General features: G+C 71.9%; 14 protein-coding genes. 5 read left to right on the top strand and 9 right to left on the bottom strand.

What is annotated here, in order from left to right; all coding sequences use genetic code 11:
* Positions 1 to 61 precede the first annotated feature (61 nt).
* Positions 62 to 907 (top strand): bifunctional methylenetetrahydrofolate dehydrogenase/methenyltetrahydrofolate cyclohydrolase, encoded by an 846-nt coding sequence (locus AB0I38_RS11040; protein ID WP_358465568.1) that lies wholly within the window; start codon positions 62 to 64, stop codon positions 905 to 907.
* 84 nt (positions 908 to 991) lie between these two features.
* Here the strand turns inward: AB0I38_RS11040 and AB0I38_RS11035 are convergent, their stop codons facing one another.
* The 6 genes from AB0I38_RS11035 to AB0I38_RS11010 all read right to left on the bottom strand — a co-directional run bounded on the left by AB0I38_RS11035 (position 992) and on the right by AB0I38_RS11010 (position 7,206).
* Positions 992 to 2,182 (bottom strand): CynX/NimT family MFS transporter, encoded by a 1,191-nt coding sequence (locus tag AB0I38_RS11035; RefSeq protein ID WP_358465565.1) that lies wholly within the window; start codon positions 2,180 to 2,182, stop codon positions 992 to 994.
* 109 nt (positions 2,183 to 2,291) lie between these two features.
* Positions 2,292 to 3,998, bottom strand: a complete 1,707-nt coding sequence (locus AB0I38_RS11030) for a thiamine pyrophosphate-dependent enzyme (protein ID WP_358465563.1) — start codon at positions 3,996 to 3,998, stop codon at positions 2,292 to 2,294.
* Positions 3,995 to 4,765 carry an ABC transporter ATP-binding protein gene (locus AB0I38_RS11025; RefSeq protein WP_358465560.1) on the bottom strand — a complete coding sequence of 257 codons (771 nt, stop codon included), beginning with the start codon at positions 4,763 to 4,765 and terminating at the stop codon, positions 3,995 to 3,997. Before AB0I38_RS11025 ends, AB0I38_RS11030 begins: the two co-directional genes overlap by 4 nt.
* Complete coding sequence (locus tag AB0I38_RS11020; protein WP_358465557.1) at positions 4,758 to 5,507, bottom strand: ABC transporter permease; 750 nt, start codon at positions 5,505 to 5,507, stop codon at positions 4,758 to 4,760. The genes AB0I38_RS11025 and AB0I38_RS11020 overlap by 8 nt, the downstream gene beginning before the upstream one ends.
* Positions 5,504 to 6,271 carry an ABC transporter permease gene (locus AB0I38_RS11015; RefSeq protein ID WP_358465554.1) on the bottom strand — a complete coding sequence of 256 codons (768 nt, stop codon included), beginning with the start codon at positions 6,269 to 6,271 and terminating at the stop codon, positions 5,504 to 5,506. Before AB0I38_RS11015 ends, AB0I38_RS11020 begins: the two co-directional genes overlap by 4 nt.
* Positions 6,268 to 7,206 (bottom strand): ABC transporter substrate-binding protein, encoded by a 939-nt coding sequence (locus AB0I38_RS11010; protein ID WP_358465551.1) that lies wholly within the window; start codon positions 7,204 to 7,206, stop codon positions 6,268 to 6,270. The genes AB0I38_RS11015 and AB0I38_RS11010 overlap by 4 nt, the downstream gene beginning before the upstream one ends.
* A gap of 101 nt (positions 7,207 to 7,307) precedes the next feature.
* Here AB0I38_RS11010 and AB0I38_RS11005 point away from each other — a divergent pair, with 101 nt between their 5' ends.
* A complete protein-coding gene (locus tag AB0I38_RS11005; protein WP_358465548.1) occupies positions 7,308 to 8,084 on the top strand; it encodes an IclR family transcriptional regulator domain-containing protein in 777 nt (258 codons plus the stop codon).
* A gap of 41 nt (positions 8,085 to 8,125) precedes the next feature.
* On the opposite strand, the gene AB0I38_RS11000 is transcribed toward AB0I38_RS11005, so the two are convergent.
* The gene (locus AB0I38_RS11000) at positions 8,126 to 8,995 is read right to left on the bottom strand and encodes a MurR/RpiR family transcriptional regulator (protein ID WP_358465546.1); all 870 of its coding nucleotides are present in this window, start codon (positions 8,993 to 8,995) and stop codon (positions 8,126 to 8,128) included.
* Complete coding sequence (locus AB0I38_RS10995; RefSeq protein ID WP_358465543.1) at positions 8,992 to 10,470, bottom strand: glycoside hydrolase family 3 protein; 1,479 nt, start codon at positions 10,468 to 10,470, stop codon at positions 8,992 to 8,994. Before AB0I38_RS10995 ends, AB0I38_RS11000 begins: the two co-directional genes overlap by 4 nt.
* Before the next feature lie 156 nt (positions 10,471 to 10,626).
* Between AB0I38_RS10995 and AB0I38_RS10990 the strand changes: the two genes are divergently transcribed.
* Positions 10,627 to 12,156, top strand: coding sequence for a glycoside hydrolase family 10 protein (locus AB0I38_RS10990; protein WP_358465540.1), 1,530 nt, complete (start codon positions 10,627 to 10,629; stop codon positions 12,154 to 12,156).
* A 90-nt stretch (positions 12,157 to 12,246) separates the two neighbouring features.
* Here the strand turns inward: AB0I38_RS10990 and AB0I38_RS10985 are convergent, their stop codons facing one another.
* Positions 12,247 to 12,897: an FHA domain-containing protein gene (locus tag AB0I38_RS10985; RefSeq protein WP_189128866.1), complete on the bottom strand. Its 651-nt coding sequence runs from the start codon at positions 12,895 to 12,897 to the stop codon at positions 12,247 to 12,249.
* Positions 12,898 to 13,131: 234 nt separating this feature from the next.
* Between AB0I38_RS10985 and AB0I38_RS10980 the strand changes: the two genes are divergently transcribed.
* Together AB0I38_RS10980 and AB0I38_RS10975 are read left to right on the top strand one after the other, a co-directional pair.
* Entirely contained in the window at positions 13,132 to 14,253 is a 1,122-nt protein-coding gene (locus AB0I38_RS10980; RefSeq protein ID WP_358465536.1) for a citrate/2-methylcitrate synthase, read from the top strand.
* Between the two features lie 6 nt (positions 14,254 to 14,259).
* On the top strand, positions 14,260 to 14,565 hold the full coding sequence (locus AB0I38_RS10975; protein WP_358465533.1) for a DUF3017 domain-containing protein: 306 nt from the start codon (positions 14,260 to 14,262) through the stop codon (positions 14,563 to 14,565).
* The last annotated feature ends 52 nt before the right edge of the window (positions 14,566 to 14,617 follow it).

The raw sequence follows: 14,617 nt of genomic DNA, 5'->3' as shown, positions 1-14,617 counted from the left end.
ACCAGGCCGGACAGGGCCCCGGAACCACTCTGTCGCCGCCAGCGTGGAAGGATGACGTGACATGAGCGCAGTGAAACTCGACGGCAAGGCCACCGCCGCAAAGATCAAGGCAGACCTGGCGACCAGAGTGGCCGCGCTCCGAGCCCGCGGCATCACGCCCGGCCTGGGCACGGTTCTGGTCGGCGACGACCCCGGCAGCCAGATCTACGTGGCCGGCAAGCACCGCGACTGCGCCGAGGTGGGCATCGCCTCCATCCGCGTCGATCTTCCGGCCACCGCCACGCAGGCCGAGGTCGAGGCCGCCATCGACGAGCTCAACGCCTCACCCGAGTGCACCGGCTACATCGTTCAGCTGCCCCTGCCCAAGCATCTCGACACGATGGCCCTGCTGGAGCGGATGGACCCCGCCAAGGACGCCGACGGGCTGCACCCGGTCAACCTCGGCCGGCTGGTGCACATGGTCGACGCGCCGCTGCCCTGCACGCCCCACGGCATCGTGCTGCTCCTGCAGGAGTACGGCGTTCCGGTCAAGGGCGCCGAGGTGGCCGTGGTCGGCCGCGGCATCACGGTGGGCCGCTCGCTGGGGCTGCTGCTGACCAGGCGCAGCGAGAACGCCACGGTCACCCTGTGCCACACCGGCACCCAGGACCTGGCCGGCCACGTGCGCCGGGCCGACATCGTGGTGGCCGCCGCCGGCGTGCCGGGCCTCATCACCCGCGACATGGTCAAGCCCGGCGCGGCGGTGCTCGACGTGGGAGTCTCGCGGGTCGACGGCAAGATCGCCGGTGACGTGGCCCCTGACGTGGCCGAGGTGGCGGGCTTCCTGACGCCCAACCCCGGCGGCGTCGGCCCGATGACCCGCGCCCTGCTGCTGTCCAACGTGGTCGAGGCCGCCGAACTGCTGTAGTCCAAGCGGCCCGGCCGAGCCGCGTCGATCCAGGCGTGGGCCACGCTGGTCCGGTCGAGCCGTCGTGATCGAGGCGTGGCCGTGCTAGTCCGGTCGTGGCCGGCCCGCGAAGAGGCCGGCCACGAGCTGCACCAGGCAGGCCGCCACCCCGGCCAGCAGGGGCACCGTCCAACCGCCCGACGCCTCGCGGAGCACGCCGATCAGCACCGGCCCCAGCGCGGCCAGCACGTAGCCGCACGACTGGGCCACCGCCGACAGGGCCGTCACCGAGGCGGCGTCGGGCGCCCGCAGCGTGATGATGAGCAGCGCCAGCGCGATCGACGCCCCCTGCCCGAGGCCCAGCACGGTCACCCACAGCCACGGCGCCGTCGTGGGCGCGACCAGTACGCCGGTGTAGCCCGCGACGGTCAGCAGGGCCGCCACGGTCACGTGCGGCACCTGTGACCGCCTGCGCCCGGCGTGTACGGGCACCGCCAGCGTGGACACCACCTGGGTCAGGTTGGTCAGGCCGAGCAGGTAGCCCGCCTGGTCGGCCGACAGCCCGGCCTCCTGGAAGACGGTCGGCAGCCAGGCCAGCACGATGTAGAAGGTCAGCGACTGCACGCCCATGAAGGCGGTCACGTACCAGGTGACCCTGTCGCGCATCAGGGCGGCGAAGGGGCGCGTGCCGCCGCCGGAGCCCTCCCGCCTCGTGAGTGCCTGCGGCAGCCAGAGCAGGGCGGCGGCCACGGCGGGGATCGCCATCATGGCCGTCACGCCGCGCCAGCCGGCGCCGGTGGCCTGTTCGAGCGGGATCACGAACGCGGAGGCCGCGGCCGCGCCCGCCACCAGGCCCGAGACGTAGATCGAGGTGTAGAGCCCGACCCGGTCGGGGAAGTGCTGCTTGACCACGCCGGGCATGGCCACGTTCATGACCGCGATGGCGGTGCCGGCGAGGGCGGAGCCCAGGTAGAGGCAGAAGACGCCGTCGACGGTGCGCAGCACGATCCCGAAGGCCAGCAGGAGCAGGCCGGCGAACAGGGTCCGATCGAGCCCGATGCGCCTGGCCAGCGCGGGCGTGACCATGCCGAACACACCGAGGCAGACCACCATGACGGTGGTGATCGCGCCGCCGCCCGCCGCGGTCAGCCCCATGTCGGCCATGATCTCGTCGAGCAGCGGCGACACCCCGGCGAGCGCCGGGCGCATGTTGAGGGAGGCCAGAATGAGGCCGGCGAGCAAGAGGACGGATCTTCGCGACATCAGCGGCATCCAGCCGGTCGCCTCGTCGTCCACAGTCTGAACATCGGGGTGAACGATACCCGTCGGCGCCGGGCCGGCCGGGGCCAGCCCCGTCGGCACGTCCCGGCCGTCGTCGAGGACCGCGCGGGGCCGGGCCCGCGCCTCAGGGCTGGAAGCCCGGGTCCACGGCCACGGCGACGTCGAGCAGCAGGGGCTCCTGGCGGGCCGCGAGCGTCGGCAGCACCTCGTCGAGCGCCGCCGCGAGTTCCTCGCCGGTGACCACCCGCCTGGCCGCGCAGCCCAGTGACCGGGCCAGGCCGCTCATGCTGACCTCTTCGAACGCCGGCCACGGCGCCTTGGCCCCGTGCTCGTCCGCCAGCCGGTCCATGACCGAGTACCTGCTGTTGGCGAGCACCACGAACAGCGCTCCCACCCGGTAGTGGGCCGCGCTCCACAACGCGTGCACCCCGTAGAGCGCCGACCCGTCGCCCACGACCGCGATCACCGGCCGGTCGGGCAGCGACATGCGCAGGCCCACCGCGGCGGGCAGGGCGAACCCCAGGCCGCCCATGGCCGCCGAGACGAACCCGAGCGGGGTGCGGGCGGGCACCAGCCGGTGCAGGTCGGGGCGCGAGGACGGGGTCTCCTCGATCAGGACCACGTCGCCCGGCAGCCGCCGGGCCAGCTCACGCAGCACGTACGCGGCCCGCAGCGGGCTGCCCTCCCGTGGCGGCGCGAGCGCGGCCCGCGGCGGGTCTTCACCCAAGAACCGCGGCGGGTCTTCACCCAAGAACGGCGATGGCGGCGCGAGCGCGGCCCGCGGCGGGTCCTCTTCCGGAGACGGCGACGCGGACCAAGGCGGCGCGGGACGGGCGGGCACCAGCTCGGCCAGCCGCGCGCAGACGGTCGCGGGTTCGGCCAGGTAGGCCAGGTCGGCCGGGCTCCGGTGCGCCTCGGCCGGGTCGGCGGTCACCAGCGCGATCGTGGTGCCCGGCTCGACCAGCGGGCCGGGCGCGAACGGGTACTGGCGGAAGACCGGCGCGCCCACCGCCAGCACCACGTCGTGTCCGGAGAGCGCCTGGCGCAGGCGGGGCCGGTCGGCGGGCAGCACGCCCGCGTACTGCGGATGGTCCTGCGGGAACCCGGCCCGCCCCCCGAAGGACTCCTGCCAGACGGGACACCCCAGCCGCTCGGCCAGCGCGACCAGCGAGTCCCAGCCCGGCGCCCCGTCCGCACCGCGCGCGGGCACCCCCGCGCCGGCCACGACGGCCGGCGAACGGGCTCCCGCAAGCAGCTCGACCAGCGGCCCGAGGTCGGCGTCCGCAACGGCCACCGGGCGCAGCAGCCGCGCCGGCGCCGCCAGGACCTCGCCCTCGTACGGCGCCGCCCAGTCGTCCATGGGCACCACGACCAGCGCCGGCCCCCGGAAGGTGGCGGCCTCGTGCCAGGCACGGGCCACGGCGCCGGGCACGTCCTGGGCCCGGCCCGGCTGCTCGACGCGCACCGGGTAGTCACCGGCCAGCCCGGTCAGCCGCCCGGCCAGGAACGGCTCCAACGCCAGGTGCCTGCGGTCCTGCTGCCCGACCAGGATGACCAGCGGCACCCGGTTGACCCGCGCGGTGGCGATCGCGCCGACGGCGTTGCCCAGTCCGGCCGTGGTGTGCAGCACGGCCAGCGCGGGCGCGTCGTGCCCCATCGCCCAGCCGGTGGCCAGGCCGATCACCGAGCCCTCGTGCAGGGCCAGCACGAACCTGAGGTCGTCGGGCAGCCCGGTCAGCAGGGTGATCTCGGTGGAGCCCGGATTGCCGAAGATCGTGGTCAGGCCGGTGCGCCTGAGCACGTCGAACGTCGCGTCCCTGACCGTGGTCAACGTGACCCCCTGGCCCGCTGGATCTGGGCGTAGATGTGACCGCGCAGCTCGCCGAAGCGGGGCAGCGAGCGGGTGGTGAGCTGGTCGCGCTCGGGTGGCAGGTCGATCCTCAGGTCCTCCATGACCACCGTCGGCGAGGACGACAGCACGATCACCCGCTGGCCGAGGTAGACCGCCTCGTCGATGTCGTGGGTGACGAACAGCGTGGTCACGCCCAGGTCGCGCCACAGGGCCAGGATCAGGTCCTCCAGGTCGGCCCTGGTCTGCGCGTCAACGGCGGCGAACGGCTCGTCCATGAGCAGCACCTGCGGCTCGTACGCCACGGCTCTGGCGATGGCGACCCGCTGCTGCATGCCGCCGGACAGCTGCCACGGGTGGGCCTCGGCGGCGTCACCGAGCCCGACCGCGTGCAGCGACCGGGCGATCAGTTCCCGGCGTCGCGGCGCCGGGACGCGTTTCTCCTTGAGCGGCAGCTCGACGTTCTGGCGCACGGTCATCCAGGGGAACAGGCTGCGGCCGTACTCCTGGAAGACCACGGCCATCCGCGGCGGCGGGCCGGTGACCGGCACGCCCGCGACCCGCACCTCACCGCCGGTCACCGGCAGCAGCCCGGCGATGGAGCGCAGCAGGGTGGTCTTGCCGCAGCCGGACGGCCCGACCACGCACACCAGCTCGCCCGCGCCGACGGTGAAGGTGAGCGAGCGGATCGCCTCCACGCTGCGGCCGGGGCTCTCGTAGACCTTGCGCAACTCCGAGATGTCAAGCACGGGCCGCTCCACTGCCGTAGTACCAGGACAGGACCCACCGCTCCACGCGGCGGAAGAGCAGCGAGAGCGCCAGGCCGAGCAGCCCGAGCAGGAGGATCCCGCTCCACATCTCGGCGATCTGGAACTGCCGCTGGAAGAGCACGATCGTGAAGCCGAGCCCGCTGGAGCTGGCGAACATCTCGCTGATGACCATGAGGATGATCCCGATGGACAGCGCCTGCCGCAGGCCGGTCATGATCTGCGGGCTGGCGCCGCGCAGCACGAAGCGGCGCAGCCGGGAGGCGCCTCGCACGCCGTACATCCGGCAGGTGTCGGAGAGCACCTCGTCCAGCGCGCGGACGCCCTCGACGGTGTTGAGCAGGATCGGCCAGACGCAGCCCGAGACGATGACCAGCACCTTCATCGGGGTGTCGATGCCCGCCAGCAGCATCAGCAGCGGCACCAGCACGGGCGGCGGGATGGCCCGGAAGAACTCCAGCACCGGCTCCAGGATCGCCCGCAGCGTGGGGGAGAGCCCGATCGGCACCCCGAGCCCCACGCCCAGCAGCGCGGCGAGGACGAAGCCCGCGAGCAGCCGGCCCACGCTGGGCAGCACGTCCTCGACCAGCCGCGCCGAGAACCAGGTGTCGGCGAACGCGGCGGCCACCCGGCCGGGGCCGGGCAGGTAGAACGAGCTGCCGCTGACCGCCCACCAGGCCAGCACGAGCAGCACCGGCAGGCCGAGGAGTCTGATCAGCCTCACGTGACGGCCTCCGCCCGGACGGCCGGATGCCAGGCCAGGATCCGTCGCTCCAGCAGCCGGACGGCGCTGTTGACGCCGATGCCGACCAGCCCGGCGACCACGATGAGCGCGTACACCGTGGCGACCGCGCCGCTGCTCTGCGCGACCTGGATCTCCAGCCCGAGCCCCGGGCTGCCGATCACCAGCTCCGCGGTGACCGCCAGGATGAACGCCACCGCCGCCGCCAGCCGCAACCCGGTCATGACGTACGGCAGCGCGGTCGGCCACACCAGATGCCGGACCCGCGACCAGGCGGACAGCCCGTAGGACCGGGCGGTGTCGTCGGCCACCGAGTCCACGGCCGCCACGCCGTACAGGACCTGGATCAGCACCTGCCAGAACGACGCGTAGACGACCAGCATGAGCGTCGACCCGAGCGACGGGCCGAACAGCAGCGTGGCCAGGGGCACCAGCGCGACCGAGGGGATCGGCCGGAGGAACTCGACGGTGGAGTTCGTCGCGGCCCGCAGGCCGGGGACGATGCCGATGACCACCCCGGCCACGACCGCGAGGACGAAGGCGATGGCCAGGCCGGCCGCCCAGCCGCGCAGGGTCTCACCGAGCGCGATCCACAGTGCGGCCGTGGTCAGCTCGGCGCCGAGCGTGCCGAGGATCTCCGAGGCGGGCGGCAGGAACCGCTCGTCGACCAGGCCGAGCCGCGGCGCCGCCTCCAGCAGCGCCAGCAGCCCGGCCGGCCCGATCAGCCCGTAGAGCAGCCGCCTCACGGCATCAGGGAGGAGACGTCGACCTTGTCCTTCAGCACGCCGTCGGCCAGGGCGAGGTCGGCGATGGTCTGCACGGACTCGCGGTTGACCTGGGCGGGCCACTTCGGCAGGTAGATCTTCGCGATCACCTCGGGCGAGATCTTGGTGTAGGTCTTGAGCACGTCCCTGACCTCGTCCGGGTGGCCGTTGGCCCACTCCAGCGACTTGCTCATGGCCGCGGTGAACCTCTTGGTCAGCTCCGGATCGGTCGTGCCGGTGGTGAAGTACATCGCCACGGTCAGGTTGGGCGCCGCGTCGGCGAAGTTCCACGCGACGGGCCGCGCTCCCTGGCTGATCGCCTGGCTGACGAACGGCTCGACCACCCAGATGGCGTCCACCCGGCCGTTCTCCAGCGCCGCGGGCGCGTCCGGGAACGGCAGTTCGACGAACTCGATGCCGGCCGGGTCGCCGCCCGCCTTGCGCACCGAGGCGCGGACGGTGGTGTCGCCGATGTTCTTGAGCTGGTTGACCGAGATCTTCTTGCCCGCCAGGTCCTTCGCCGTCTTGATCGGGCTGTCGGGCTTGACCAGGACCGCGCTGAAGTCCTTGCCCTGCTCGCCGGTGGAGGAGACGCCGTTGGCGACCACCTTGACGTCGAGCCCCTGCTGCTTGGCGGTCAGCAGCGAGGTGGTGTTGGCGAAGGCGAACTGGAACTGCCCGCTGACGGCGCCCGAGATGCTCGCGGCGCCGCCCTGCACGGGAGTGATCGTCAGGTCGATGTTCTGCTCGTCGAAGAAGCCTTTGGCCTTGCCGAGATGGATCGGCGCCGTGTCCACGATCGCGATCACACCGGCGTTGACCTTGGTCTTCCCGCCCGGCGACGCCGCCGGGCCGGTGGGGCCGCCGCAGGCGGCGATGAGGAGCAGCAGGGCTGGGACAACGAGAGTGCGACGCACATCTTCTCCAGTTGTTCGCGATGCGCACATGTATTCTCTAACCGAACGCCCCCGATGTCGTGGAAGCTACACTCTTGTCGGCTCTTGTCAAGGATCCTCACTTGGTTGATCATGTGCAGTCGCTGGCCCGGGGCCTTGCCGTCATCCGCGCGTTCAGCGCCACCTCGCCCGAGCTGACCCTCAGCGACGTGGCCCGCGCCACCGGCCTCACCAGGGCCGCGGCCAGGCGTTTCCTGATCACGCTCGCCGACCTCGGCTACGTGCGCAGCGACGGCCGGCTCTTCGCGCTCACGCCCAGGGTGCTGGAGCTCGGCTACGCCTACCTGTCCAGCCTCTCGCTGCCCGAGGTGGCCGCCCCCCATCTCGAACGCCTGGCCGCCGAGGTGCACGAGTCGGCCTCGGTCGCCGTGCTCGACGGCGAGGACGTGGCCTACGTCGCCCGCGTCGCCACGGCCCGGATCATGCGCGTGACCATCAGCATCGGCACCCGCTTCCCGGCCCACTGCACGTCCATGGGCCGCGTGCTGCTGGCCGCGCTCCCCTCCGAGCTGCTGGATGAGTTCCTCGAAGGGGCCGAGCTGCGCCGGCTGACGTCGCGGACCATCACCCAGCCCGCCGCGTTGCGCGCGGAGCTCGACCGGGTCCGCGCCCGTGGCTGGGCGATGGTCGACCAGGAGCTCGAAGAGGGGCTGCGGTCCATCGCCGCGCCCATCCGCGACCGCACGGGCCGGACCGTCGCCGCGGTGAACGTCTCGACCCACGCCAGCCGTACGACGTTGCAGCGGGCCAGGCGCGATCTGCTGCCGCCGCTGCTGGCCACGGCCGGCCGGATCGAGACGGACCTCGCGGCGCAGACCGTGACCCGGGCCGAGAGGTAAGCGGCGCCGGCCGCGGTCCGCAGTCTCCCCTGTGGTGACCGTCAGCGGCGCCGGTAGTGGTCCGTCGCCTCCCGGGTGGCGCGGATGGCGGCGTCGGCCTTGTCGTAGGTGCGCTGGGCCAGGCCGACGAACAGACAGTCGACGATCAGCAGCTGGCTGATCCGGCTGGCCAGCGCCCCCGGCCGGAACGCGGTCTCGCGGCCCGCCGACACCAGCGTGTGGTGGGCCAGCTCCGCCAGCGAGGAACGCGGGTTGTTGGTGATCGCCACCACCAGGGCCCCGCCCTCGGCCGCGATGCGGGCCGGGACCAGCACGTCGGGCGTCTCGCCGCCGCAGCTGATGGCCACCGCCACGTCGCCGTCGTGGAGCAGGGCGGCGCTGGTCAGCGCCAGGTGGGCGTCGCTGAACGGGTGGCTGGACAGGCCGATCCGCAGCAGCTTCTGCGACATGTCGGCGGCCACGAGCCCCGAGGCCGCGACGCCGTACACGTCCACCCGCCGGGCCGCGGCGATGGCGCTCACCACCTCGCCCAGCATGTCGGGGTCGAGCTGGGCGGCCGTGTCGGCGAGCGCCTCCGACTCGGCCCGCGCCACCTTGGCGATCACGTCCGTGAGCGGGTCGTCGGGCCCGAGGTCGCCGGGCACCAGGCGTTCGGGCTCCTTGGCCACGGCCGCCGCCAGCGCGAAGCGCAGTTGTGAGTAGCCGGTGAAGCCGAGCGCGCGGGCCGTGCGGACGATCGTCGCCTCGCTGGTGCCCGACACCGCGCTGAACTCGGTGATCGTGCTCCGCACGACCACCCTCGGGTCGGCCAGGATGATGCGGGCGATGGCCTGCGCCGCCGGGGTGAGCGACGGCAGCACCGCCCGCACCGCCGCGACCGGGTTGGCGGGTTCGCCGGCCCCGTCGGTCATCGGGTGAGCCATTCGGCGGCCGCTCGCGCCGAGACCCGGGAGACGCCGTGCGTGGCGAGGTGGGCCGCCCCTGAGGGGACGTCGGGGATGCCGGTGTCGACCACGATCGTGTCCGGCCGCGACCGGACGGCCTGCGCCACCCTGTCGCGCACCCACGCGTGCCGGGCGGCGTCGTGCACCACCAGCACCACCGGCCGCCCGCCGTGCGACGGCGCCTCGTCCTCGGGAGCCCGCGTCGCCTCCGGCTCGCCCATCGGCGGTAGCTCGCCTCCCGGCTCCAGCCGCACCCGCTCGGTGCCGGGCAGCAGCCGGGTGAGCTCCGCCGTCAGGCCGGTCGGCATCGACGGGTCCACGGCCTTGCTGAAGCGGGTGTTGACCTCGATGACCAGCGGCGGCCGGGTCAGCCGGGCGGTGCCCGTCACGGTCAGCGCGGCGCGGGCGGCGTCGAGGCCCACGCCGGGATCCACGTCGGCCACGGCCTGCTCGCGCCGGGCGGCCTGGCGGGCGTACCAGCCGGAGAGCGCGCGCACCCGCGCGGCCGCTTCGGCCAGACGCTCCTCGGGCAGGACGCCGTCGCGCACCGCCGCCACGATCGCGCCGGTGATCTCGTTCAGGCCCTCCTCGGTCGTCAGGCCCACGCAGATGGCGTCGGCGCCCGCGCCGAGCGCCCGCACCGCGATCTCGCCGGGCGGGTACATCGCCGCCACGGCCTCCATCTCGATCGCGTCCGTGACCAGCATGCCCTCGAAGCCGAGTTCGTCCCGCAGGAGCTCGGTGAGGATGGCCCGGCTGAACGTCGAGGGCGTGCCGGGGTCGAGGGCGGGGATCAGCAGATGCCCGCACATGATCGACTGGACTCCGGCCTCGATGGCGGCGCGGAACGGCGGCAGATCGCGCTCGGCCAGCGACTCCGCGGAGGCGTGCACGGCCGGCAGGGCGAGATGCGAGTCGGTGGTCGTGTCACCGTGGCCGGGGAAGTGCTTGGCGCAGGCGGCGACCCCGGCGCCCTGGATCCCGGCGACGTAGGCGACGGTGTGGCGGGCGACGAGGTCGGGCGCCGGTCCGAACGAGCGGACGCCGATCACCGGGTTGGCCGGGTTGGAGTTGACGTCCGCCGAGGGCGCGTAGTCGAGCGTGATGTCGGCCTCGGCGAGCATCCGGCCGATCTGCCGGCCCACCCGCTCGGTCAGCTTCACGTCGTCGACCACGCCCAGCGCGCGGTTGCCGGGGAAGGAGCTCCCTGTCTCGACCTCCAGCCGGGTGACCGTCCCGCCCTCCTCGTCGATCGCGACGATCACCTCGGGATTGGCCGCCCGCAGCTCACGGACGTGCGCCGCGTCAGGGCGGTTGCGCGCGAACAGCACCGCGCCGCCGAGCCCCTCGCCCAGGGCCCGGCGCAGCCAGTCGGGCGGCGTGGTGCCCTCGTAGCCGGGCTGGAGCACCGTCAGCGCGAGTCGGCGCAGGTCAGCCGTCATGAGCTCTCCTTGGTCGGCCTCATGACCAAGAGGCGGTGTCCGGTGACGCCCTCACCCCGATCGGTCAGTCGGCATTTTCTTTCACCATTATTGATCTGAAGGTAATTTTCTGCCATCGTCGCCCTGGACACAACCACAGTTCGAGAGGCACCCCCCATGCCCAGCAGAAGGACCGTCTTAAAGGGCCTCGCTCTCGCCGTCGCCGCGTCGGCCGTGCCGCTGCCCGCCTTCGCCGCCGCCGACCAGGCACCTCCGCTGCGCCAGATGCGCGGCATGTGGATCGCCTCGGTCGTCAACATCAACTGGCCGTCGAAGCAGGGCCTCACCGCCGACGAGCAGAAGGCCGAATACCTCGCCTGGCTGGACCTCGCCCAGCAGCGCAAGCTCAACTCCGTGTTCGTGCAGATCAGGCCGACCGCCGACGCCTTCTGGCCGTCCCCGTACGAGCCGTGGTCGCACTGGCTGACCGGCACCCAGGGACAGGATCCGGGCTACGACCCGCTCGGATTCGCCGTGGCCGAGACGCACAAGCGTGGCCTGGCCTTCCACGCGTGGTTCAACCCCTACCGGGTCTCCATGCAGGCCGACCCGGCGCAACTGCACCCCGACCACCCCGGTCGCAGAAATCCCGGCTGGATCCTGCCGTTCGGCGGCAAGCTCTACTACAACCCGGGCATCCCCGAGGTCCGTAAGTTCTGCCAGGACGCCATGCTCGACGCGCTCATCCGCTACGACATCGACGGCCTGCACTTCGACGACTACTTCTACCCGACCAACACCACGGCCTTCGACGACAGCGCCGCGTTCGCCGAGTACGGCGGGGGCTTCCCCGACCTGGCCACCTGGCGCCGGCACAACGTCGACCTGATGGTCTCGGAGATGCAGCAGCGGGTCCGCGAGGTCAAGCCGGAGACCGCCTGGGGCATCAGCCCGTCGGGCATCTGGCGCAACAAGGGCACCGATCCGCTCGGCTCCGACACCAACGGCGGCCAGTCCTACGACAACCTGCACGCCGACACCCGCGGCTGGGTGAAGAAGGGCTGGCTCGACTACATCGCGCCGCAGCTCTACTGGTACATCGGGCAGCCGCCGGCCGACTACTCCAAGCTCGTCCCGTGGTGGTCGGACGTCGCCGACGGCACCGGCACGCTGCTGTGGATCGGGCAGGCGGCGTACAAGGCGGGCGACCCGGCGCAGGCGCCGGAGTGGCAGGTCCCGGCCGAGTTGTCCAAGCACCTCACGCTCAACCAGAGCCACCCGCAGATCTCGGGCGACATCTGGTACAACGCCAACGACCTGCGCGCCGACCGGATCGCGTCGATCAGCACCGCCGTCAACGACCACTACACGCGCCCCGCGCTCGCGCCGGTGCTGCCCCGCCTGGCCGGAGGCGAGCCGCCGAAGCGGCCCGTGATCGCCTACGCGCTACGCCGCTCCGGTGGGGTCGAGGTGCGGGCTGTGGCGACCGGCAGGGACGAGCCGTTCCAGTTCGCCATCTTCCGCTTCACCGACCGGGCCTCCTCGGACGCGTTCGGCGACGCTCGCAACCTGGTCGCGGTCGTCCCCGGTGACCGGCAGGTGCGCTGGCTGGACCCGGAGGGCAAGCGGGGCGACCACTACTACGCGGTGGCGGTCGACCGGGTCAACCGGACCAGCAAACCCAGCAACGGCTTCCGCGTCATCTGAAAGACCCGCCGCTCGTACACGGCTGATCGCACGAGCGGACTGGGAACCCGGGTGTGACCGCGCCCGGGTTCCCGGGCGCGGTGACACTCGCTAGGAAGCCCTGCGTCCAGCCGCCGACGCCTGCTGCTCGGCCGGAGGCGTGCCCGTCCGCTGCGGTGGCACCACAGGGGTCGGACGCACCAGGCCCAGCGCGACGACCTCGTTGGCCAGTCGCGTGCGCCGGTTGGTGCCCTCCGGGATGCGGAACTTCTGGTAGAGCCGCAGCAGATGCTGCTTCACCGCGGCTTCGGTCACGACCAGGTCGTCGGCGATCTCGCGTGCGGTCGCCGGCGCCACGAACGCCTCGTCCGACAGTGCCGGCCGGCAGAGCGAGGTCAGCACGTCGACCTCGCGTCTGGTCAGCTCGGGCGCCGCCGCCCTGCGGAGTTCGACTTCGGGCGTGAAGTCCTCGCGCGGAATCCCGCCGACCCGACCGCGCGCCGCCCCGAAGGAGACGACGTCGCCGTCGTCAAGGACCCTCCGGGCGATCGGCCTGCCATTCACCCGTGTGCCGTTGCGGGACAGGCCCAGATCAACGACGTACAGGTAGGGTCCTCGCCTGACGAACTCGGCATGGAGTCGAGACACACTCGGATCGGTCAGCCGGATGTCGACACCGCGGCCCCTCCCTACCGTTGTGATCTCGGGGCGCAACGGGACCACCTCGCCAGTGTCCTCGATGCGTATGAACGGCCCCTCCACGGCAGTTCCTCCCCAGGTAGCCCGCCGTAACTATTACTACAGCTCCGGCTTACCCAACCGAGGGGATGCGGAATCTTCTTTGCCATAAGCAGAATCCCGCATGAAATTGGTCTGGACCTTTGCGGACGGTTTTGCCTGCTCACGGGTAGACTTCCAGCGAAGAAAAGCGGAGGAAACACCATGAAACAGAATTCCTCGGGCGAGGGGGCCTCGGGAGGCGGAGCGCCCCCGACAGTGGCTGACAAGCCCACCAAAGGCCTGGCCGACGTCGTGGCCGCGTCCACAGCGCTCAGCGACATCGATGGGAAGGCCGGTCGGCTCTTCTACCGTGGATACGACATCCACGACCTGGCCGGCCGAGCGACGTTCGAAGAGACCGCCTACCTGCTTCAGCGGGGCAAGCTGCCGAACAGCGCGGAGCTGGCGGCCTACGGCGCCGAGCTGGTGCGCGGACGGGAGCTCGGCGCGCTCGTCTCCGCCAACATCGGAGAGATCGCCGACAAGCAGAAGCCGATGGAGGCGCTGCGCTCGCTGGTCTCCCTGTCCGGTGCCGACGATCCCGACAAGGACTCCATCGCCCCTGAGGCCAACCTGGGCAAGGCCGCGCGGCTGACCGCACAGCAGCCCCTGCTGGTCGCCCGCTACCACGCGGCCCGCACGGGCGGTAGCGTCCCCGACCCCGACCCCTCCCTCAGCATCGCGGCGAACTTCCTCCTGCAGGTCACCGGGCGCACCCCCGCGCAGCGTGAGGTCGACATCTTCGACACCTGCCTGGTGCTGCACGCGGACCACACCATGAACGCCTCCACCTTCGCCGCGAGGGTGTGCGCGGCGACTCTGTCCGACATGCACTCCGCCATCGTGGCCGCCATCGGCACCCTCAAGGGCCCGCTGCACGGCGGCGCGAACGAGCAGGTCATGAAGACGCTGGAGTCGATCTCGCCCACGGGCGTGGCCCAGGCCGTCCGCGACAAGCTGGCCGCCGGCGAGAAGATCATGGGCTTCGGGCACCGCGTCTACAAGACCGAGGACCCCCGGGCCACGCACCTGCGACGGATGTCACAGGAACTGGCCGAGTCGACCGGTGACGACACCTACTTCCGGATGTCCAAGGAGATGGAGGAGGTCGTCTTCGAGACGAAGGGCCTCTACCCGAACGTCGACTTCTACGCCGCGTCCGTCTATCACTACCTGGGCATACCGACAGACCTGTTCACGCCGGTATTCTCGATCAGCCGCATGTCCGGATGGACGGCCCACGTGATCGAGCAGCATGCCGACAACCGCCTGATTCGCCCCGACAGCGAATACATCGGAGAGCGTGACCAGAAGTGGAAGCCCATCGAGGAGCGATGAGCGTGAGTGAGCAGGGCGTTGAGCCGTAGCTCCGAGAGCTGGGGACCGTACCCACTGATCCTGGCGGGTGCGGTCATCGCCGTTGCCGTGACCTTGCTGGTGGACCCACGGTGGGGTGGGTTCGCCCTCGGCGGCGTCGTGATGATCGGCGCCGCGCTCCGTTTCTCCGGCTTCGGCGGGCAGCTCGCCGTGCGCAGCCGGCGGACCGACTCCGTCACGCTCGGCGCCTTCGGCTTCGTACTCGTGCTGACCGCGCTCCTGTTGGAGAACAACGCGCTCAAGGGGCTACTGATGTCCCTTTTCGTCCGTTGATGAGGCGGTCCGATAGCCTCAAAGCATCGATTCATTGAAGGGGAACCATTCG

Source organism: Nonomuraea cavernae, assembly GCF_040655715.1.
Classification (GTDB): Bacteria; Actinomycetota; Actinomycetes; order Streptosporangiales; family Streptosporangiaceae; genus Nonomuraea; species Nonomuraea cavernae_A.
This window is presented reverse-complemented; position numbering and strand designations above follow the sequence as displayed.